Annotated in this window: 18 protein-coding genes; 10 read left to right on the top strand and 8 right to left on the bottom strand. The window is 68.6% G+C overall.

The window, feature by feature from the left end:
• A complete protein-coding gene (locus LRP66_RS03260; protein ID WP_230481073.1) occupies positions 1-1,749 on the bottom strand; it encodes an aspartyl protease family protein in 1,749 nt (582 codons plus the stop codon).
• Between the two features lie 284 nt (positions 1,750-2,033).
• Here LRP66_RS03260 and LRP66_RS03265 point away from each other — a divergent pair, with 284 nt between their 5' ends.
• Positions 2,034-3,284, top strand: coding sequence for an arsenic transporter (locus LRP66_RS03265; protein WP_230481196.1), 1,251 nt, complete (start codon positions 2,034-2,036; stop codon positions 3,282-3,284).
• Between the two features lie 72 nt (positions 3,285-3,356).
• On the opposite strand, the gene LRP66_RS03270 is transcribed toward LRP66_RS03265, so the two are convergent.
• Positions 3,357-4,580 carry a threonine synthase gene (locus LRP66_RS03270; RefSeq protein ID WP_230481074.1) on the bottom strand — a complete coding sequence of 408 codons (1,224 nt, stop codon included), beginning with the start codon at positions 4,578-4,580 and terminating at the stop codon, positions 3,357-3,359.
• A 58-nt stretch (positions 4,581-4,638) separates the two neighbouring features.
• A complete protein-coding gene (locus LRP66_RS03275; protein WP_230481075.1) occupies positions 4,639-5,268 on the bottom strand; it encodes a DUF2238 domain-containing protein in 630 nt (209 codons plus the stop codon).
• A gap of 104 nt (positions 5,269-5,372) precedes the next feature.
• On the opposite strand from LRP66_RS03275, the gene LRP66_RS03280 reads away from it, so the two are divergent.
• From LRP66_RS03280 to LRP66_RS03295, 4 genes are all read left to right on the top strand, one after another.
• Entirely contained in the window at positions 5,373-6,122 is a 750-nt protein-coding gene (locus LRP66_RS03280) for a dienelactone hydrolase family protein (RefSeq protein ID WP_230481076.1), read from the top strand.
• 100 nt (positions 6,123-6,222) lie between these two features.
• On the top strand, positions 6,223-6,804 hold the full coding sequence (locus LRP66_RS03285; protein ID WP_230481077.1) for a TadE/TadG family type IV pilus assembly protein: 582 nt from the start codon (positions 6,223-6,225) through the stop codon (positions 6,802-6,804).
• Positions 6,801-7,349, top strand: a complete 549-nt coding sequence (locus LRP66_RS03290; protein WP_230481078.1) for a TadE/TadG family type IV pilus assembly protein — start codon at positions 6,801-6,803, stop codon at positions 7,347-7,349. The genes LRP66_RS03285 and LRP66_RS03290 overlap by 4 nt, the downstream gene beginning before the upstream one ends.
• Positions 7,349-8,668: a pilus assembly protein TadG-related protein gene (locus LRP66_RS03295; RefSeq protein WP_230481079.1), complete on the top strand. Its 1,320-nt coding sequence runs from the start codon at positions 7,349-7,351 to the stop codon at positions 8,666-8,668. Before LRP66_RS03290 ends, LRP66_RS03295 begins: the two co-directional genes overlap by 1 nt.
• Positions 8,669-8,698: 30 nt before the next feature.
• On the opposite strand, the gene LRP66_RS03300 is transcribed toward LRP66_RS03295, so the two are convergent.
• Complete coding sequence (locus LRP66_RS03300) at positions 8,699-10,483, bottom strand: ABC-F family ATP-binding cassette domain-containing protein (RefSeq protein ID WP_230481080.1); 1,785 nt, start codon at positions 10,481-10,483, stop codon at positions 8,699-8,701.
• Positions 10,484-10,596: 113 nt separating this feature from the next.
• On the opposite strand from LRP66_RS03300, the gene LRP66_RS03305 reads away from it, so the two are divergent.
• From LRP66_RS03305 to LRP66_RS03315, 3 genes are all read left to right on the top strand, one after another.
• On the top strand, positions 10,597-10,914 hold the full coding sequence (locus tag LRP66_RS03305; RefSeq protein WP_230481081.1) for a hypothetical protein: 318 nt from the start codon (positions 10,597-10,599) through the stop codon (positions 10,912-10,914).
• Positions 10,915-10,953: 39 nt separating this feature from the next.
• A complete protein-coding gene (locus LRP66_RS03310) occupies positions 10,954-11,631 on the top strand; it encodes a response regulator transcription factor (RefSeq protein WP_230481082.1) in 678 nt (225 codons plus the stop codon).
• 83 nt (positions 11,632-11,714) lie between these two features.
• Positions 11,715-13,022 (top strand): sensor histidine kinase, encoded by a 1,308-nt coding sequence (locus LRP66_RS03315; RefSeq protein WP_230481197.1) that lies wholly within the window; start codon positions 11,715-11,717, stop codon positions 13,020-13,022.
• A 44-nt stretch (positions 13,023-13,066) separates the two neighbouring features.
• Here the strand turns inward: LRP66_RS03315 and LRP66_RS03320 are convergent, their stop codons facing one another.
• Positions 13,067-14,068, bottom strand: a complete 1,002-nt coding sequence (locus tag LRP66_RS03320) for an LLM class flavin-dependent oxidoreductase (RefSeq protein WP_230481083.1) — start codon at positions 14,066-14,068, stop codon at positions 13,067-13,069.
• 49 nt (positions 14,069-14,117) lie between these two features.
• On the bottom strand, positions 14,118-16,412 hold the full coding sequence (locus tag LRP66_RS03325) for a S8 family peptidase (RefSeq protein WP_230481084.1): 2,295 nt from the start codon (positions 16,410-16,412) through the stop codon (positions 14,118-14,120).
• Between the two features lie 173 nt (positions 16,413-16,585).
• Between LRP66_RS03325 and LRP66_RS03330 the strand changes: the two genes are divergently transcribed.
• Together LRP66_RS03330 and dapD are read left to right on the top strand one after the other, a co-directional pair.
• Complete coding sequence (locus tag LRP66_RS03330; protein WP_230481198.1) at positions 16,586-17,248, top strand: pyrimidine 5'-nucleotidase; 663 nt, start codon at positions 16,586-16,588, stop codon at positions 17,246-17,248.
• A 2-nt stretch (positions 17,249-17,250) separates the two neighbouring features.
• Positions 17,251-18,078, top strand: a complete 828-nt coding sequence (gene dapD, locus LRP66_RS03335; protein WP_230481085.1) for a 2,3,4,5-tetrahydropyridine-2,6-dicarboxylate N-succinyltransferase — start codon at positions 17,251-17,253, stop codon at positions 18,076-18,078.
• A gap of 154 nt (positions 18,079-18,232) precedes the next feature.
• On the opposite strand, the gene LRP66_RS03340 is transcribed toward dapD, so the two are convergent.
• Together LRP66_RS03340 and LRP66_RS03345 are read right to left on the bottom strand one after the other, a co-directional pair.
• On the bottom strand, positions 18,233-19,774 hold the full coding sequence (locus LRP66_RS03340; RefSeq protein ID WP_230481086.1) for a glycine betaine ABC transporter substrate-binding protein: 1,542 nt from the start codon (positions 19,772-19,774) through the stop codon (positions 18,233-18,235).
• Positions 19,771-20,526, bottom strand: coding sequence for an ATP-binding cassette domain-containing protein (locus LRP66_RS03345; RefSeq protein WP_230481087.1), 756 nt, complete (start codon positions 20,524-20,526; stop codon positions 19,771-19,773). Before LRP66_RS03345 ends, LRP66_RS03340 begins: the two co-directional genes overlap by 4 nt.
• Positions 20,527-20,590 lie beyond the last annotated feature (64 nt).

Here is a 20,590-nt window from a genome sequence, read left to right on the forward strand (position 1 = left end):
TCACGCGATGCCGTATCTGGCGATCAGCTCGGGCAGGCGCCTGTTCAGCGCGGTCGCCAGCGCACGGTCGTGCGCGGCTTCGGTCGTCATGCCCAGATGCGTCTCGGCCAGCGACCGACCGTACAGCGCCCAGGGGCGCTTCGGATCGATCGCCAGCGCGGCGTTGAAGTCGGCGAGCGCGTTCTTGTCGTCCTTCTGGCGGAGATGGACGAAGGCGCGGCTGTCGAGGAAGCTGGGATTGCTCGGCACCGCGCGGACGGCGGCGTTGCAGTCGCCCAGCGCCTGGTCGAGATCGCGATCGGCAAGCATCCTCGCCCAGCAGCGTCCGTTCTGCGCGGTGCTTCGCCGCGAATCGTCGCGATGCGCGGCGAGCCACAGGCCATATTGCGCGACCGCCTGGTCGAACGCGTCCGCCCCGGCATAGAGCTGGCCCATCTGCAACCGTGCGCCATCCTCGCGCGGCAGGGTGGCGGCGATCTGGTCGAGGTCGGCGATCGTCCCCGCCGGATTGCCCGCGCGCAGCCGCAGTTCGGCGCGCAACAGCCGCGCGCGCAGGTCGCCGGGATCGAGCGCCAGCGTGGTGTCCAGATCGTCGATCGCCAGCACCGGCCGCCGCTGCTCCAGATAGGCGAGCGCGCGTTGCCGGGGGAAACGCGGATCCTTCGGCGCCAGGGCGATCGCCTTGGTGAAGGACTCGATCGCATGGGGCAGGTCGTGCTGGGTCTGGAACATCGCGCCCTGGCGACTGAAACCGTCCGCATCGCTCGGCGCGGGGCCGGCATCGGCCTGTACCAGCGCGGCCGTGGCGGCATCGGCATGGGCGACCGCGTCGAACAGCCGCCCGCCGGTATAGGTGAAATAGAGGCGGTGCTGGAGGTTGGACACATAGATGCGGTGCGACACGAAGTAATCCGCACCCAGCAGCATGTCGGTATCGACCGGCCCCAGATCGGCGATGTGCAGCCGCACATTGTGCAGCTCTTCATTGCCGATCTTCAGCAGCTTGAACGGCGCGGTCCAGCCCTGGACGACATGACGGCCCAGGCCGCGCTCCCACCCCGCCGCGATCACGCCCGGATCGCCGGGATGCACGCCCGCACGCGCGGCGGCGCGCAGGCTGATGACGGTTTGCGGTGCGCCGGTGTCGAAGGTGATGTTCAGCCTGGCGCCGTCCAGCTCGCCCGTGCCCACCGTATGGCTGTTCCCGGCTTCCTTGGACTGGATCGCCATTTCGAAAAAGGGCTTGCCCCCGGTCCAGTAGGCCATCGCCGCCTTGCCGCAATTGCTCGGCCGGAACAGCCGGACCATGCCGCCCGGCAGGTCGTATTCGACATCGGCCAGCCCCAGGACATTCTGGCCGAGCAGCCCGGTCTGGCCGATATCGCTGCCGCTGACGACGAACTGGACATTGGGCACGTCGAGCCCGGCAAGCCCGAAATGCCGCACCGTGGTGACCGAGGCATCGGTCGTGCCGCCGATGCCGCTGACCCGGAAACCGAAGGGAAGCGGCCGTTCGCTCAGCCTGCGCTCGCGCGCGACCGACGGCCAGATATTGCTGAAGAACGCGCCGCTATCGAGGATGAAGGGCGCGGGAACCCCGTTGATCTGCGTCTCGACGATGGGGCGGAGGCCCTGCATCGTCACCGGGATCGCCGCCATCTGGCCGACCTTGCACCCGGCAGGCGCGGCGAGCGCCGCACCCGGCATCAGCGCGATGCCCGCCACCGCCGCCATGCCCCAAGCCGCCATGCCCCGCATCCGCATCGTCGCCCCCCGCGTTCGTGCGACCGCGCCCCGGGATCGCGAGGTCGGAGCATAAGCGCCGATCCGCCGCGCGATCATGACATTTGCCTGAAATCGATGAAATCCGGCGCGGCATTGGAGCCGGATCGGATCGTTTGTATCGCTGTCGGGTTGGGAGCGCGATCGTTCGTGGGCGAGCGTCGGGCGGCCGTTGCCACGGCTCGCATCGTTCGCCTATCGCACGACGGGATCAGGGGGCCGCAGGGCTCGCAGGGGAAAGAGACGCGATGGTGACGCTGGCAACGGGTACGACCTGGGCGATTGCGGGGCTGTCGACCGCAGGCGTCATCGCGCGACCGATGCGCTGGCCCGAATGGATCTGGGCGGTGGCGGGGGCGGTGCTGCTGATCGTGCTCGGCCTCATGCCGCTGTCCGAAGCGGGGCAGGCGGTCGCCAAGGGCCTCGACGTCTATCTCTTCCTCACCGGCATGATGCTGCTCAGCGAGACCGCGCGGGAGCAGGGCGCGTTCGACTGGATCGCGGCGACCGCGGTCAACATGGCGGGTCGCTCGCGCGCCAGGCTGTTCGTGCTGGTCTATGCGACCGGAGTCGTCGTCACGACCTTCATGTCCAACGACGCGACCGCCGTCGTGCTGACCCCCGCCGTGTTCGTCGCCGCCAAGAAGGCCAAGGCCGATCCGCTGCCGCTGCTCTTCGCCTGCGCGCTCATCGCCAATGCGGCCAGCTTCGTGCTGCCCATCTCCAACCCCGCCAATCTCGTCCTCTATGGCGGGCACATGCCGCCGCTGGGGACATGGATGGCGGCGTTCGCGCTGCCGTCGATCGCGTCGATCGCGGTCACCTATGCGGTGCTTCGCTGGACGCAGCGGGCACGGATCGCGGGCGATTGCGAATCGGACGTGGCGCGCGATGCGCTGTCGACCGGCGGCAAGCTGGCGATTGCGGGGATCGTGCTGACCGCGCTCCTCCTCCTCACCATGTCGGCGCTGGACGAGCCGCTGGGCCTGCCGACCGCGCTTGCGGGGATCGCCACGGCGGTGATCGTATCGCTGCTGGCGGGGCGGTCGCCGGTGACGCTGGCGCGCAGCGTGTCCTGGGGCGTGCTGCCGCTGGTCGCGGGCCTGTTCGTGCTCGTCGAGGCGCTCGACCGGACCGGCGTGATCGCCTGGGTGGCGCGCGGCCTGCGCGACATGCTGACCGATCCGACCCGCGCGGCGGCGGTGTCGGGCACCATTCTCGCCTTTGTCAGCAACGCGATGAACAACCTGCCCGCGGGCCTCGTCGCCAGCAGCGCGATCCAGCAGGCCCATCCGCCGCAGATCGTGACCGACGCGCTGCTGATCGGCGTCGACCTCGGGCCCAACCTGTCGGTTACGGGCTCGCTGGCGACGATATTGTGGCTCCAGGCGATCCGGCGCGAGGGGGAGGATGTCAGCTTCCTCGCCTTCCTGAAGGTCGGCGCGGTGGCGATGCCGCTGGCTTTGGTGGCGGCATTGGGGATTCGGTTGTTGATCGGGTAGCCCTCCGACACCCTCACCCTTGCGGCGCTTTGCGCCTCCCTCCCTCTCCCGGTGGGAGGGTTGAGGGTGGGTTTACAGCGCCGCCAGGTCGATCGCCCCGTCCTTGTCCAGCCACTGCCCCGCCTCGGGCATCGGATACTTCAACCCGGTGGCGCAGTTGAACAGCACCACGCGCTCGTCCTCATCGACCAGATTGTCGCGAACCGCCTGGTTATAGGCCGCCAGCGTCGCGCCGCCCTCGGGACACAGCAACAGTCCGTCCCGCTTCGCGCAATCCTCGACCGCCCTCAGGATCGCGGGGTCGCCCACCGCCAGCGCCGCGCCGCCCGATTCGCGCACCGCACGCAGGATCAGGAAGTCGCCGACCGCCTTTGGCACGCGGATGCCCGCCGCCACGGTGGCGGCATCCTCCCAGCGCTCGGCATGCTCCTCGCCCGCCTCATAGGCGCGGACGATGGGGGCGCAGCCGCTCGCCTGCACCGCATACATGCGCGGGCGCTTCGACCCGATCCAGCCCAGCCGCTCCATCTCGTCGAACGCCTTCCACATGCCGATCAGGCCGGTGCCGCCGCCGGTCGGGTAGAAGATCGCATCGGGCAGTTCCCAGCCGAGCTGCGCGGCCAGTTCCAGCCCCATCGTCTTCTTGCCCTCGATCCGGTAGGGTTCCTTCAACGTCGAGAAGTCGAACCAGCGTCCCTCCGCCGCACCCCGCCCGACGATCGCGCCGCACTCGTCGATCTGGCCGTTGACTCGCCAGACGCGCGCGCCCTGCGCGGCGATCTCGCGGACATTCACTTCCGGCGTTTCCTCGGGGCAGAGGATAACCGTCTCGATCCCGCACCGCGCGGCATAGGCGGCCAGCGCGGCGCCCGCATTGCCGTTGGTCGGCATGGCGATTCGGGTGACGCCCAGCTCGCGCGCCATCGCCACCGCCATGACCAGCCCGCGCGCCTTGAACGATCCGGTGGGCAGCCGCCCCTCGTCCTTGACCAGCACCGACCCGCCGCCCGAACGGGGAATGGGGATCAACGGCGTCTCGATCTCCCCCAGCGAGACGATGCTGTCCGTATGCCGAACGGGCAGAAGCTCGCGCCAGCGCCACAGATCGGTTTCACGCCCCGCGATCGTCTCACGCGACACCGCCTTGCCAAGTGCCTCGAGATCGTAGCGCACCAGCAGCGGGCGGCCCGCCCGCGACAGGCCGTGGAGCCGGTCCGCCTCGTACCGCTCGCCGGTCAGCGAGCATTCGAGATGGGTGACGAAGGTGGGGCGGTCTTCGGTGAGGTTGCGATTCATCCGGGCAGCCTATCGGCGGCGGTCGCCGGGCACCATAGCCTTGCGATAGCGGCCGAATTCATGACGACCCGGTTTGCTTGCCCAGCCGCGCGATCTGTCGGTCATGCAAGCGTGACAGCGTCAGGAGCGAGGTTGCCGCGCCGACCAGGCACATCAACATGTCCCACTGCGTATCCCAGGGATCGCCCTGCGTGCCGAGAAACTCGTCCGCGCCCTGGCCCAATGCCATCGCCGCGCCGAACTCGATCAGCTCGTAGGCGGCACTGACCGCCAGGCAGCAGGCGATGACGAGCATGGTCAGCAGGCGGCCGCGCGCCAGTCCGCCGCACCGGATCAGCGCTTCGCGAAAGACGATGGCGGGTACGAAGCCCTGCGCGAAATGCCCCAGCCGGTCATAGGGGTTGCGCGCCAGGTGAAGCCAGTCCTGCACCCAATGCCCGGCGGGCACGCGCGCATAGCTGTAGGCGCCGCCGAGCATCAGGATCAGCCCGTGGATCCCGACCAGCATCAGCGCCAGGCCGGTCAGCGGAAAGCGTCTTCGCAGGCCCCAGAGCAGCGGCATCACGATCAGGACCGGTGCGACCTCCATCCACCAGGTCGCCCGGTCGAACGGATACCGTCCCGAGGCGAGCAGTCCGGCCGCCCACACCGCGCCGAGCAGCGCCAGTCGTCGCGTCGTCCATTCCATGGCGGCAGGATAACGCCGCCCCCCGCGTCGACAACCCCACCCCAGCCGATTGCCCCCGCCCCGCCGCAATGCGAAGGACGGCGCTCAGCACAGGAAGGCGCGCCATGATCATACGCAGCGACGAGTTCCAGGATGTCGAGGTGCCCGGCAGCGGCACGATGCGGATGCACCTGTTCCGCCCCGCGATCGAGGGACGCTTTCCGGGTATCATGCTGTTTTCCGAAATCTATCAGGTGACGGCCCCGATCCGGCGGCTGGCGGCGATGCTCGCGGGGCAGGGCTATGTCGTGGCGGTGCCCGAGGTCTATCACGAATATGAACCGGCGGGCACGGTGCTCGCCTATGACAAGCCGGGGACCGACCGGGGCAACGACCTGAAATTCACCAAGCCCGTCGCGGCCTATGATGCCGACGCGGCGGCGGGGCTGACGGCGCTCGCGGCGCATCCGGCGTGCAACGGACGGCTGGGGACGTTCGGCGTCTGTCTGGGCGGGCATCTCGCCTATCGCGCCGCGCTCGACCCGCGCGTTTCGGCGGCGGCCTGTTTCTACGCCACCGATATCCATTCGGGTACGCTGGGCGAGGGGCGGAGCGACGACAGCCTGGCACGCATGGACGAGTTGAAGGCCGAGACGATGTTCGTCTGGGGGCGGCAGGATCCGCACGTGCCCTTTGCCGGGCGGGAGGCGATCCGTGCCCGGCTCGAAAAGGTCGGCGCATCCTATGAATGGCATGAAGTCGCCGGGCAGCACGCGTTCCTGCGCGACGAGGGGCCACGCTATGATCCGGCGCTGTTCCTCCAGGCGATGAGCTGGACGCTGGCGCTTTACGGGCGTGCCCTGCGAACCGCCTGAGGCTCGGCGGCCTCGGTTAAAACCTTTGCTTTTCTCAACCGCGTTTGCCGAAGTTTAACGCATACTGACCATTATGGGCGGGAAAGAGACTCGCCCAGCCATGTTGTTCATGCCCTTTCCCCGCCGACGGACCGGCCCGCGCCGTCCCATTCTCTCCGATCGGCGGGGTGCGACGGTCGTCGAGTTCGCGCTGGTCGCCACGCCGTTCGTCGCGCTGCTGCTCGCCATCCTTCAGGCCAGCCTGGCCTTTCTCGCGCAGGAATCGCTGGAAAGTGCGGTCGAGATCGCGGCGCGCAGCGTCATCACGGGACAGGCACAGGCCAGCGATATCCAGGGCGGCGGGACCGGCATGACCAAGGCGCAGCTCGCCGAACGCTTTCGTCAGCAGGCATGCGCCGCGCTGCCCAGCTTCATGGCCTGCTCGCGCCTGTACGTCGACGTGAAGAGCGCGACGACCGGATCGGGGCTGGGCGGCAATGCCATGGCGCTGACCTTCGATGCCAGCGGAAAGCCGACCAACAGCTTTTCCTATGATCTCGGCTCGCAAGGATCGATGGTGATGATCCGCTTCATCTATCTGTGGCCGATGCAGGTCGCGCCCAACGCCGACCTCACCGCGCGCGGGACCGGGCAGACGGTGCTGATGGCGACGTCGGTGTCCAAGTCGGAGGCCTTTTCGTGATCCGCCGTCCTTGGCCTCCCGGCATGGTCTGGCGCGACACGCGCGGCGTCGCGATGGTCGAATTCGCGCTGCTCCTGCCGGTGATGCTCGTCCTCTATCTCGGCGGCGTGCAGCTTCAGGACGGCATCGCCTGCAACCGCAAGGTGACGATCGCGGCGCGTGCGGCGGGCGACCTGATCGCGCAGAATACGACCGGCAAGATCTCGGCGAGCGAGGTCGACGACAATCTCCAGGTCGCGACCCAGGTGCTGCTCCCCTATGCCGCGAGCAATGCGACGGTGCGCGTGACCGAGGTCGGCACGATGAACAATGTCAGCACCGTGATGTGGAGCCGAGGGCTCAACACCGCGGCGAACAAGCGCGGCAGCGTCGTCACGCTTCCCGCTGCGATGCGGATCAACGGCACCTATTTCCTGCTCGCCGAAGTCACCTACGCCTACACCCCGCCGAGCGCCTTCGGCGCGATCGGTCCCCTGATGCTGAAGGACTCGATCTATATGATTCCGCGCAACAGCGATCAGATCGACTGCTCGGACTGCCTGTGATGACGCGCCATCCGCTTCGCGCGATCCTGTCGCTGCTGCGTCAGCGTCGCGGCAACGTCATGATGATGTTCGCGCTCGCGCTGCCGGTGCTGACCTTCGCGATCGGCATGGGCGTCGACTATGCCCGCGCGATGAAGGCGCAGACCAAGCTCAATGCGGTCGCGGACGCGGCGGCGCTCGCGGCGGTCAGCAAGATGGCGATGCAGGCCCCCGATGCGCTGGCCACCGTCTATGCGCAGCAATTCTTCATGCTGCAATCGGCGGGGCTGACCGGGTCCGGCGACGTCACGCTGACCGGCCTGTCGATCCAGTCCCCGACCGACGCCAATGGCCGCCGGACCGCGACGGTGAGCTATGTCGCCAAGTCGAACAACGCCTTCGCGCGCATCCTGGGCATGAACACCCTGACCATATCGGGCAGGTCGGCGACGACCAACGCGATCGCGCCCGATATCGACTTCTACATGCTGCTCGACGTGTCCGGGTCGATGGCGTTACCGACCACCAGCGCCGGGCTGGCCAAGGTCGCGGCTAGCAATAGCAAGAGCTGCAAATTCGCCTGTCATTCGACGAACGACCTGAACGGCAGGGATGCCAATGGCAAGATGACCGACCTCTACGGCGTCGCCAAATCCTATGGTCTGACCCTGCGTATCGACGACGAAGGGACGGCGGTATCGAAGCTGACGGCCAACGCGACCAATACGTCGAGCAAGAACGGCGCCGACTATCGCATCACGATCGCGTCGTTCCGGGGGCGGGGGGGCTATTCCGTTCTTCAGCCCAAGACTGCCAACATGGCACTGGCAGCGCAACAGACCGCCAACCTCACGCCGTCGCTATACTATAGCAATGGCTGTCCGACAAAGGCCTGCCAGCCGACCGAGGTCGGCTATAACGACCAGGATACCGGCAGCAGCGATGCGATGGACAATATGAACGCCACCATCAATACGCCGGGCACGGGGATCAACAATGCCACGCCGCAAGCGGTGTTGTTCATCATCACCGACGGGATGCGCGACGAATATCGTCCAGGCGGGCGACCTGAGGTCGCCTTCGACACCACCAAATGCGACATGATCAAGAATCGCGGCGTGCGTATCGCGGTGCTCTATACCGAATATCTGCCCGAATCGATGGACGGGGATTCCTGGTCGCAAACCAATGTGAAGCCCGTGCTCTACAAGGTCGAACCCGCGCTACAGGCCTGCGCCTCGCCCGGCCTATATACCAAGGTCACGACCGACCAGGACATCTACACCGCGCTCGACGCGCTGTTCCAGAACGCCGTGGCGACCGCGCGCATCACCAACTGACGCACGGGGCGGCACGTGGGCGCGGCGGGATCAGCCCGCCAGCGCCTCCACCTGCTCGGCCAGTTCCAGCCAGCGCATCTCGGCCTCGTCCTTTTCGTCGCGCGCCTTTTCGATCGCCTTCATCAGCCGGTCGAACTGGCCCGGATCCTTGGCATAGAGATCGGGATCGGCCAGCTTGGCCTCGTCGCGCGCGATCCCGGCCTCCAGCTCCTCGATCCGCTTGGGCAGCAGTTCATAGTCGCGCTGATCCTTGTAGCTCAGCTTGGTCCGCGCCTGGACCGGGGCGGGGGGCGTCGGCGTCGTCTTGGCCGGGGCCTTGCGCGCCTCGGCGGGCTGCTTGCGCTTGGCGACCCAGTCGGCATAGCCGCCCGCCACCACATCGACCGTGCCCGAACCGTCCAGCCCCAGGGTGACCGTCACCGTGCGGTCGAGGAAGTCGCGGTCATGGCTGACGATCAGGACGGTGCCGTCATAGTCGCCGATCACCTCCTGCAACAGGTCGAGCGTCTCGAGATCGAGGTCGTTGGTCGGTTCGTCCAGGACCAGCAGGTTGGATTCGCGCGCGAATTCCCGCGCCAGCAACAGCCGCGACCGCTCGCCGCCCGACAGCGTCCCGATCTTCGCCTCGGCCAGCGAAGGATCGAACAGGAATTCCTTCAGATAGCCGTGGATATGCTTGCGCGTGCCCCGCACGTCGATCCAGTCGCCGCCATCCGCGAGCACCTCGCGCACGCGCTTTTCGGGTGCCATCAGCTTGCGCTGCTGATCGATGATGACGCCGTCCAGCGTCTTGGCGAGGAAGACCGTGCCTTCATCGGGCTGAATCTCACCGGTCAGCAGCTTGAGCAACGTCGTCTTGCCCGCGCCGTTCGCGCCGACCAGCCCGATCCGGTCGCCGCGCGTGACCTTCAGGCTCAGGTCCTTGATGATCGTGCGGTCGCCGTAGCGCTTGGTGACATGCTCGGCCTTGATGACCTCCTTGGTCTTCACATCGTCCGACGCGATGCCGAGCTTGGCCGCGCCCTGCGGCCCGATCATCGCGGCGCGGCTGGCGCGCATCTGGACCAGCTTTTCCAGGCGGCCCTGGTTGCGCTTGCGGCGCGCGGTGACGCCGCGGTGGAGCCAATGCTCTTCGATCTTGAGCTTGGCGTCGAGCTTCTCGGCGGCGCGCTGTTCCTCGGCATAGACCTGCTCGGTCCATGCATCGAAGCCGCCGAAGCCGACCTCGTTGCGGCGCATCTGCCCGCGATCGAGCCACAGGGTCGACTTGGTCAGGCGGGTCAGGAAGGTGCGGTCATGGCTGATGACGACGAACGCGCCGGTGAAGCGCTTCAGCCAGTCCTCCAGCCATTCGATCGCGGCGAGGTCGAGATGGTTGGTCGGCTCGTCGAGCAACAGCACGTCGGGGTTCATCGCCAGCGCGCGGACGATCGCCGCGCGGCGCTTCTCGCCGCCGCTCGCGGTCGAGGCGTCGCGGGTCAGGTCGATGCCGAGCTGTCCGGCGATAGCGTCGGCCTCGTAGCTTTCCGGCGCACCCTCGCCCGACAGGACATAGTCCATCAGCGTGGCGCAACCCGTCAGGTCGGGATCCTGCTCCAGATAGACGACATGCGTGCCCGGCACGATCATCCGCCGTCCCTCGTCGGAATCGACGATCCCGGCGATCAGCTTGAGCAGGGTCGACTTGCCGGCACCGTTGCGCCCGATCAGCGCCAGCCGGTCGCGCGGACCGATATGGATGTCGAGATGCCGGAAGAGCCAGCCCGAGCCTTGTACGAGGCCCAGGTCTTCGTAGGAAAGAACGGGTGCTGCCATGATGAAGCAGCAGTTAGGCGTCCATGGGGAACCCGGCAAGCGGCTCACGCGCTGTCGCGCCGCTGTATGATCCATTCAGAGGCTGTTCAACGGTATCCCGCTATGCCAATTTCATGTCGATGACCGTTCTTCTGGCTCTGCTCGCCGCACCGCTGGGTTCGCCGCCGATGATCGAGCCACCGATGGGAATGGCCTCCGATCAGCGTCGCGGCGACCAGATGCGCGCGTTCCAGGCCCGCAAGGAAGGCAATCTGTCGCTGCGCGAGATCGAGCAGCGGGTCGTGCCCACCATGCGCGATTCGCAATATATCGGTTTCGACTATGATGCCGGGGCGCAGATTTACACGCTGAAGTTCCTGCGCAATGGCACGGTCATCTGGGTGGAAGTGGACGGTCGTACCGGTAAGATCATCGGGCGGACCGACGGCTGATCGCCGCCGCTTTCGTCGAAGGGGAATAGGAGTTTTGCGATGCGCGTTCTGATCGTCGAGGACGAGCCCAATCTCGGCCAGCAGCTCAAGTCCACGCTGGAGGGCGCGGGCTATGCCATCGATCTCGCCACCGATGGCGAGGAGGGGCATTTCCTGGGCTCGACCGAAAGCTATGACGCGATCGTCCTCGATCTGGGCTTGCCCGAGATCGACGGGCTGACCGTGCTCGACCGCTGGCGCAAGGAGGGGAAGGTGACCCCGGTGCTCGTCCTGACCGCGCGCGACAGCTGGTCGGACAAGGTGGCGGGGCTGGACGCGGGGGCGGACGATTATGTCGCCAAGCCCTTCCAGACCGAGGAGCTGATCGCCCGCCTCCGCGCGCTGATCCGCCGTGCCAGCGGCAACGCCTCGTCCGAACTGACCGCGGGCGACGTCCGCCTCGACACCCGTTCGGGCAAGGTCACGCGCGCGGGCGAGCCGGTCAAGCTGACCGCGCAGGAATATAAGCTGCTCAGCTATCTGCTCCACCACAAGGGCAAGGTGGTCAGCCGTACCGAGCTGATCGAGCATATCTACGACCAGGATTTCGACCGCGATTCGAACACGATCGAGGTGTTCGTGACGCGCATCCGCAAGAAGCTGGGCCAGGATGTGATCACCACCATCCGCGGGCTGGGCTATAGCCTCGACGATCCGGCGGCGGGCGCGGTCGCCTGAACGCCGGCCCGAATGCTGGAACGCCGGTGAAGGACGCTCATACCTCGCGCGCGACGCGGCGGACGGGATCGCTGTCGCGCCGCATGATCCTGATCGCCGCGGGGTGGATCATGGTCCTGCTGACCGGCGGGGGCTTCGCGCTCGACCGGGTACTGGTCGCGGCGGTCACCCAGAATTTCGACGATCGCCAGGCCTATGTCCTCCAGTCGCTGCTCGTCTCGGCGCAGATCGTGCAGGGCGAGGTCTGGTTCAGCCGCGAACCCGCCGACCAGGCCTTTCTGGAGCCTGGCTCGGGCGTCTACTGGCAGGTATCGGCGCCGGGGCTGGAGCCCTATCCCTCGCGCTCCCTCTGGGATCGGCGGCTCGCCTATGGCGCGCGGCACAATGACGATACGATCCACGTCTATACCAGCACGCAATTCCCCGACGAGAAACTGCGCATCGTCGAACGCGATGTGAAGCTTCCCGGCTCCGACGTGCGCTGGCGGTTCCAGGTGGCACAGCGGACCACCGGGCTCGATGCCCAGGTCGGCGCGCTGCGGCGGACGCTGGTGCGCAGCTTCGCGCTGCTCGGCGTCGGGTTGATCCTGATGGCGGCGATCCAGACCTTTTACGGCCTCTACCCCTTGCGTCGCGTGCGCGAGGAGATCGCGGCGATGCGCGCGGGGCGGGCCAATCGCATCTCCGACGCGATGCCCAACGAGGTCGCGCCGATGGTCGAGGAACTCAACGCGCTGATCGAGCATAACGAGAAACAGGCGGAGGAGGCGCGGCGCCATGCGGGCAATCTCGCACATGCGCTCAAGACGCCGCTGACCGTCATCATGAACGCCGCGACCGCCAAGTCCGAGGATCTGGCCGAGACGGTGATCCGCGAGGCGCGGACGATGCGACGCCAGGTCGACCACCATTTGGCGCGCGCCCGCGCGGTGGGACGGCGCGGTTCTGCGCATAGCCGCGCCGATGTCTGGCCAAGTCTGGAATCGGTCGAGCGCGCCGTGGGTCGCCTCTATCGTCATGTCCGCATCGACATCGACGGTCCCAAGGACCTGGCGGTCCATGTCGAGCGCCAGGATCTGGACGAGATGCTGGGCAATCTGGTTGAGAACGCGGCCAAATATGGCGGCGGTAGCGTCTTCGTGACGGTCGGCGCGCAGGCCGGGTTCGTCGAGATCCTGGTCGAGGACGACGGCACCGGCATCCCGGAGGGCGAACGCGTGCGAATCTTCGATCGGGGGGTCCGGCTCGATACCGGCAAGCCGGGCACGGGCCTGGGCCTCGCCATCGTTCGCGACGTGGCGGAGATCTACGGCGGCACCGTCGCGCTGGAGGAGAGCGAGGATTTGGGCGGGTTGCTCGTGCGGCTCAGGCTTCCGGCGGCGGTGGGATAGGCCGTCGATCCTCCCGCATCGTCGCCCCGGCGACGGCCGGGGCCTCAGGCCGCGACCGCCTCCAGCCCACGCATCGCCTGCGCCGCGATCCCGACGGAGCGCTTGCGTGCGTCATGGTCGAAGATCGAGCTGACGATCATGACCTCGTCCACCCTGGTCCGCTCGACGAACGCCGCCAACCGACGCTCGACCGTGGCGGGTGAGCCGATCGCCGAGCAGGACAGGACATGGTCGAGGATCGCCGCCCCTTGCGCGCCGAGGCTTTCGCGATAGCCGGGGAGGGGTGGCGGGAGCTTGCCCGGCCGACCGGTGCGCAAGGCGACGAAGGCCTGTTGCTGCGAACTCGCCAGCAATTCCGCCTCCTCGTCCGTATCGGCGGCGAACACGTTGAAGCCCGCCATCGCGTGCGGCCTGTCGAGCATCGCCGAAGGGCGGAAGTCGCGGCGATAGATGGCCAGCGCGTCGTCCAGCGCGTCCGGCGCGAAGTGCGAGGCGAAGGCATAGGGCAGGCCGAGCGCGGCGGCGAGTTGCGCGCCATAGAGGCTCGATCCCAGGATCCACATGTGCGGCTTCGCGCCCGCGCCCGGCGTCGCGACGATGCCCGTCTGGCCGTCATCGGCGAAATAGCTTTGCAGCTCCATCACGTCGCGCGGAAAGGCGTTGGCGTCGCTGTCCAGCGTCCGGCGAAGCGCGCGCGCGACCCGCTGGTCCGACCCCGGCGCGCGACCCAGCCCCAGGTCGATCCGGCCGGGGAATAGCGCGTCGAGCGTGCCGAACTGCTCGGCGATGGTCAGCGGCGCGTGGTTGGGCAGCATGATGCCGCCCGCGCCGATCCGGATACGGCTGGTCGCGGCGCCGACATGCGCCAGCACCACCGCCGTCGCGGCGGAGGCGATCCCGGCCATGCCGTGATGCTCGGCGGTCCAGTAGCGGTGATAGCCGCTTGCCTCGGCATGGGCGGCCAGGTCGGCGGCGTTGGCGAGTGCCTGGGCCACGGTGCCGCCCTCGATGACGGGCACCAGATCGAGCAGGGAATATCGTGTCATGATAGGGAGATGGGGACCGTGACCCGTCTCCGCCAGCCAAGACCGTGTATCAGAAGCGCAAGCCATATTTGATTGCCATGCCGCGCTCGGGGGGCAGCGCGGCGATATGGCCGGGGTCGCGCCGCCAGAAGAGATGCGTCGACAATTGCCCGGCGCCCAGCGGCACGGCATGGCGCGCCTCGACCAGCAATTCCCGCCCGGTCGGGGCCAGCGACAGGCGATCGGTCGTCCAGGCGTCGACCCGTCCCCCCGCATAATCCCAGTGAGCGGGCAGCCGCAGGTCGAGCCCGCCCGCCGTGACGCGCAAGGGCTGCGACACGCGCAGGTCGAGGCGGTCGCCGCCGAACAGCCCGATCTTGCCCGCCTCCACCGACCAGGACCGGCTGGTCAGCAACCCGCCGCCCAGACCGCCGACCGCATGGGTCCACCCGCTCCGCCAGCGCGCCGCCATCGTCCAGCCACCCGTATCGCTCCACCGCGCGGCGGTATCGGCGAACCAGCTCGTGCCTTGCGCCTGGCCCAGCGCGCCGCCGAACCAGCCGCCCAGCACGGTCGACCGTTCCGCCAGCCGGGTCATGCCGATCGACAGCGCCACCGGCCCGACCGGATGGTCGAGCGTCAGGCTCGCCTGGTCGTAGCCGGGCGGGACCATGCCCGGCGCGGGCGTGGCGAAGCGGCCATTCTCGGCCATCACGCTGATCCCCAACGAACCCAGCCGGTGGTGTACCGCCGCCGAGGCGCGCGGCGCGCGATCGATGCCGAAGCCGGGATCGGTCAGCAGGAAGGGGACGCCCGACTGACCCGTCCAGTTCGCGACCAGCGCGTCGCCGCCGCTGGCAAAGCCGAAGCCGATCGCCGTATCGGGGTCGAGCATCTGGGTGACGCTGCCCGCGACGATCTGGCGGACCGGGCCGACCGCATCGCCGGGGACGACCGCGCGCAGCCGCGCCTCGCCCGGCGACTGGATCGCGCTGGTGAGCGAAACCGACCGCGTGCCGTCGCCGACCGCCACCCCTTCGATCCGGCCGAGCAGCGCGGGGGCGAGCAGCGCGCGGGGGCTCGCCTGCGCCACCGTGCCGGACAGGTCGACATGATAGGCACGCGCATAGCCGTCGAGCGCGACGAGGTTCAGCCCCTGTGCGCGTGCATCCCCCATGGCGGGCGAGAGCCGGGCGTTGATCGACATGGACAGCGCGGCGGTGCTCCCGGCGACGCTCATCGCGCCGACCGGTTGGAAGGCGGCGGTCAGGTCGAGCGTGCCCCGACCATAGACGCTGTCGGTGCCGCCGCTGCCCCCACCGCTGCCCGCACCGCGCGCGGTGCGCAGCAACAGGTCGGCGATCTGCGCGCCGGTGAGGTTGGGAAAGGCCTGGGCGAGCAGCGCGGCGGCGCCGGTGATCTGCGGCGCGGCGAAGGACGTGCCCGACCAGAGCATCCGCGTGCCGCTGGCATCGGGGGCCTCGACCTGTTCGCCGAGGGCGGTCAGATAGTGCGCGGCCGACTGTCCCGCGCGGTTGCTGAAGGCGGAGATGGTGCCGCTCAGCCCGACCGACCCGGCGACGATCACCTGCCCGCGCGCGACACCGCTATTGTTGGCGATCTGCGCGAGCAGCGAGGGATCGGATTCGCCGTCATTCCCGGCGGCGATGACGATCACCATTCCGGCGGCGGTGGCGCGGTCGATCGCGGCGAGCAGCGCAGCGGGCGGCGTTTCGTTGGAGCCGAGCGAGATGTTGGCCACCCGTGCTCCCGCCAGCCGCGCGGCGTCCAGACCGCGCGCGATCGAGGTCGAGGAGAAGGAGCATTTGCCACCCAGCCCGCCATCGCTGCCGCCGCTCGAACCGCAACTGCCCGGCTGATCGGCGCGCAGGATCAGCAGCGTCGAATCGAACGCGACGCCCTGCGCCCGGTCGCCGCTGCGTCCGCCCGCCGCGGTGAAGGCGACCGCGGTGCCGTGCCCGTCATCGTCGCCGGTGCCGCGCATCCCGGCGACGTCGGTCGATGCGGCGGAAATCCGTCCCGCGAACAATCCGGTGCGCGTATCCAGCCCCGAATCGATGATCCCCATCGTGACGCCCGCCCCGGTCGCGCCGCGCTGATAGGCGGCAAGCGCGTTCATCGACACCGCGCCCTTCGTCGCGCGGTAGCCCGCCGTGTCGTAATTCTGGCTCGGGGAGGGCGTCGGGGTCGCGCCCTGCGATGGGGAGGGCGTCGGGGAGGGCGTCGGGGTCACGATCGGCGGCGCGGGGATCGACGCGACCCCGCCACCGCCTCCGCCGCCACAGGCGGACAGCAGCGCGGCCAGGGTACAGGCCGTGCCCGTGCCGAGCCCCGTGCGGCGCATCGCCCCCATCCTCGCCGTCACCCCCATATGCCCCGCATTTCTGGCTTATCGGCTTGTCATAGAGCCGGTTGCGCGCGACGCGAAGGAGAAGTTGATTCGCAAGTGACATGATGATGGACAGTCGCGCGACGCGCGGCTTGCGGGGCTGGGGCGGCGCGCCTAAACGCTGCCCGATGCTGCCAGCCCTTGCCCATATCGACGCGTGGATCTTCGATCTGGACAATACGCTCTATCCGGCGAGCGCCAATCTGTTCGCGCATATCGACCGGCGGATGACCGCCTTTGTCGGTGACCTGCTCGGACTCGAGCCCGCCGAGGCGTTCCGGGTGCAGAAGGCGTATTTCCACGCGCATGGCACGACGCTGGCCGGATTGATGGCCGAGCATGACGTCGATCCCGCCGCCTTCCTCGCCTACGTCCATGATATCGAGATGGACGTCCTGGAACAGGACGCGCCGCTCGCCGCCGCGATCGCGAAGCTGCCGGGGCGCAAGCTGGTCTTCACCAACGGCGACAAGCCCTATGCGCTCAAGGTCCTCGACCGGCTGGGGCTGGGCGGGCACTTCGAGGCGGTGCACGACATCACCGCGATGGGCCTGGTGCCCAAGCCGCAGCCGTCCGCCTATGCGGGCCTGTGCGCGGCGTTCGACATCGATCCGACCCGCGCGATCTTCTTCGAGGACATGGCGCGCAACCTGATTCCCGCCAAGGCGATCGGGATGACGACCGTGTGGGTCGACAACGGCTCCGAGCAGGGGCCGGAGGCCGCCCGCGACCATATCGACTATACCGTCCACGCGCTGACGCCGTGGCTGACCAGCATATTGGAGGAATGACCATGAGCCAGGATTTGGCCGCCACGATCGACGCCGCCTGGGAAAACCGCGCCGAGCTGGGCTTCGCGACGCAGGGTGAGGCGCGGATCGCCGTCGACCGTGCGCTGGCGCTGCTCGACCGGGGCGAGGCGCGAGTCGCCGAACCCGACGGGCAGGGCGGCTGGACGGTCAACCAGTGGCTGAAAAAGGCGGTGCTGCTGTCGTTCCGCCTGAACGACAACGCCCTGATCGACAATGGTCCGGGGGCGGGCCACTGGTTCGACAAGGTGCCGTCGAAGTTCAGCGGCTGGTCCGAAGCCGATTTCCGCGCCGCCGGCTTCCGCGCGGTGCCGGGCTCGGTCGTGCGGCGCGGTGCGCATGTGGCGAAGGGCGCGATCCTGATGCCGAGCTTCGTCAACATCGGCGCCCATGTCGGCGAGGGCACGATGGTCGACACCTGGGCGACGGTCGGCAGCTGCGCGCAGATCGGCCGGAACGTCCATCTCTCGGGCGGTGCGGGGATCGGCGGCGTGCTCGAGCCGCTCCAGGCCGATCCCGTCATCATCGAGGACGGCGCGTTCATCGGCGCGCGCGCCGAAGTCGCCGAGGGTGTCCGCGTCGGCGCGGGCGCGGTGCTGTCGATGGGCGTCTATCTGGGTGCCTCGACCAAGATCATCGATCGCGAGACGGGCGAGGTCTTCCGAGGCGCCGTGCCGCCCTACTCGGTGGTGGTGCCGGGCTCGACCCCGTCGGTCGACGGCAAGCCGGGGCTGTATTGCGCGGTGATCGTCAAGCGCGTCGACGCGCAGACCCGGTCGAAGACCAGCATCAACGATTTGTTGCGCGATTGATCTCGCAAGACGGCTGACCCAGGCACGCTCCTCCCGCAGGCGGGGGGGATGGGGGAGGGAAAGCCACGGGCGATGGTCTCGGTGAGACCCGATGCCCTCCCCAAACCCCTCCCGCTTGCGGGAGGGGCTTACCGATGGTGGCGGGGGATTCCCCTTACAACCCCACCCGCTTGGCCAGCCACCGCGCCGCGGCCTCCGGACTTTCCTTCGCCGCATCGTCGCGGTCGACCCGGTAATTGGCCTCCCGCATCGCCTCCACCGGGATTCGATTCAGCATCGGCCGTAGCGCCTGCACGAACTTGGCATCCCCCGCCCGCTCCTTCGCCACCAGCAGCACGGCGTCATAGCCCGGAATCGCCCGCTTCGGATCGCTCAGCACCGTCAGCCGGTCCGCCGCGATCCGCCCGTCCGACGAAAAGGCCGAGATCACGTCCGCCCGCCCGCTCGCCAGCGCGCGGTACATGAAGGTCGGGCTGTACGGCGTCATGCTCGCGAACCGCAAACCATAGGCATCGCGCACCGCCGCCCATTCGGGCCGGTCGAGAAATTCGAGGTCGCTGCCAAGCTTCAGACCCGGTGCGACGCGTGCGAGGTCGGCGAGCGAGCGAACGCCCATCCGGTCCGCGAGCGGCGTCTTCATCGCGAAGGCATAGGCATTCTCGAACCCCAGCGGCCCCAGCATCTCGACGTCGCGCGTCGCCGTCCAGTCCTTCAGCGCGGTCAGCATCGCGCCGCGCGGCGGCGAATCATGCCGGTGCATCGCGGTGGTCCACAGCGTCCCGGCATAATCGACATAGACATCGACCCGGCCCCCCGCCGTCGCCTCGAACGCCACCGCCGAGCCAAGCCCGTCGCGATAGCTGACCGAATAGCCCGCCTGAGTCAGCCGGTCGCTGATCAGTCTGGCGAGGATATATTGTTCGGAGAAATTCTTCGCGCCGATCACCACCTGGCGCTGCGGTTCCCCCTGGCGGGGCCAGAGCGGCCGGGTCGCCAGCGCGCCCCCCAGCGCCAGCGCGACCAGCCCGCCGATCCACATCCACCGGCGCCGCGTCGCCAGCCCGCGCTCGATCAGCCCGATCAGCGCATCGACACCCAGCGCGAGCGCGGCGGCCGCGAAGCAACCGGCCAGCACCAGCGCCCAGGCCTGGGTCTGGAGCCCCGCGAAGATCAGGTCGCCCAGCGACGGCTGCCCGACGGTGGTCGACAGCGTCGCCGCGCCGATCGTCCAGACCGCCGCCGTGCGAATCCCCGCCGCCAGCACCGGCGCGACCAGCGGCGCCTCGACCAGCCGCAGCTTCTGCCCGCGCGTCATCCCCACCGCATCGGCGGCCTGCAACACCGCCGGATCGAGCCCGATCAGCCCGGTGACGCCGTTGCGCAGGATCGGCAGCAGCGCATAGAGCGTCAGCGCCAGGAGCGACGGCAGGAAGCCGAGTGCGGGGATGCCGCCGCCCACCCATCCCGACAGGCTGAGCAGCACCGGATAGAAGAGCGCGAGCAGCGCCAGCGCCGGAATGGTCTGGACCAGGCTCGCCAACCCCAGCGCGACGCGCGACAGCCCCGGCCGCCGTGCGCAGGCGAAGGCCAGCGGCACCGCGATGGCGATACCGAGCAGCAGCGCCGCCATGCTGACCAGCACATGCTGGGCGAGCAGCGGTGGCACGCGTGACAGGGCGTCGAGGAATGCGCTCATCGGGCGAGCGCCGCCAGCCGCTCGGCCTGATGCCGGGGAACCGCCATCAGCGCCTGTGCCGCCGCACCGCCCCCACCGGCGACGAGCTGCGACGGCGTGGCATCGGCGACGATCCGCCCCCGCTCCATCACCAGCACGCGGTCGGCCGTCAGCAGCGCCTCCGCCATGTCGTGCGTGACGAGCAGGGTCGTCAGTCCGAGCCGCGCGTGCAGCGCCACCAGCCGCCCCGCCACCGCATCGCGCGTCACCGGATCGAGCGCGCCCAGCGCCTCGTCGAGCAGCAGGATCGGCGGTTCGGTCGCGAGCGCGCGGGCGATGGCGACCCGCTGTCGCTGCCCGCCGGACAGTTCGTCGGGCATCCGATCGGCCAGCTCGCGCGGCAATTCGACGAGATCGAGCATGACGCCGACCCGATCGCCGATCGCGCGTCCCGCCAGCCGCAACCCGATCGCGATGTTCGACGCGACGGTCATGTGCGGGAACAGGCCATGCTGCTGGAAGACATAGCCGATCCGTCGGCGAAGGCCGGGCGCCGGTTCTTCGGTGACATCCCGTCCGTCGATCAGGACATGGCCCCGATCGGGCGTCTCGAGACGGTTGATCATCCGCAGCAAGGTCGACTTGCCCGATCCCGACGCGCCGACCAGCGCGACGAACGCACCGCGCGCGATGGTCAGCGACACATCGTCGACCGCCGTGACCGCGTCATAGCGGCGGGACAGATGGTCAAGCGCGATCATCGGGTTCGGCATGGTCCGGGATCATGGGGATGCAACATGAATGGGTCAAACGCGGCAATCCGCCTTTCCGTCCCAA

It is taken from the genome of Sphingomonas sp. Leaf21, from assembly GCF_916858675.1.
In the GTDB taxonomy this organism is placed as follows: Bacteria; Pseudomonadota; Alphaproteobacteria; order Sphingomonadales; family Sphingomonadaceae; genus Sphingomonas.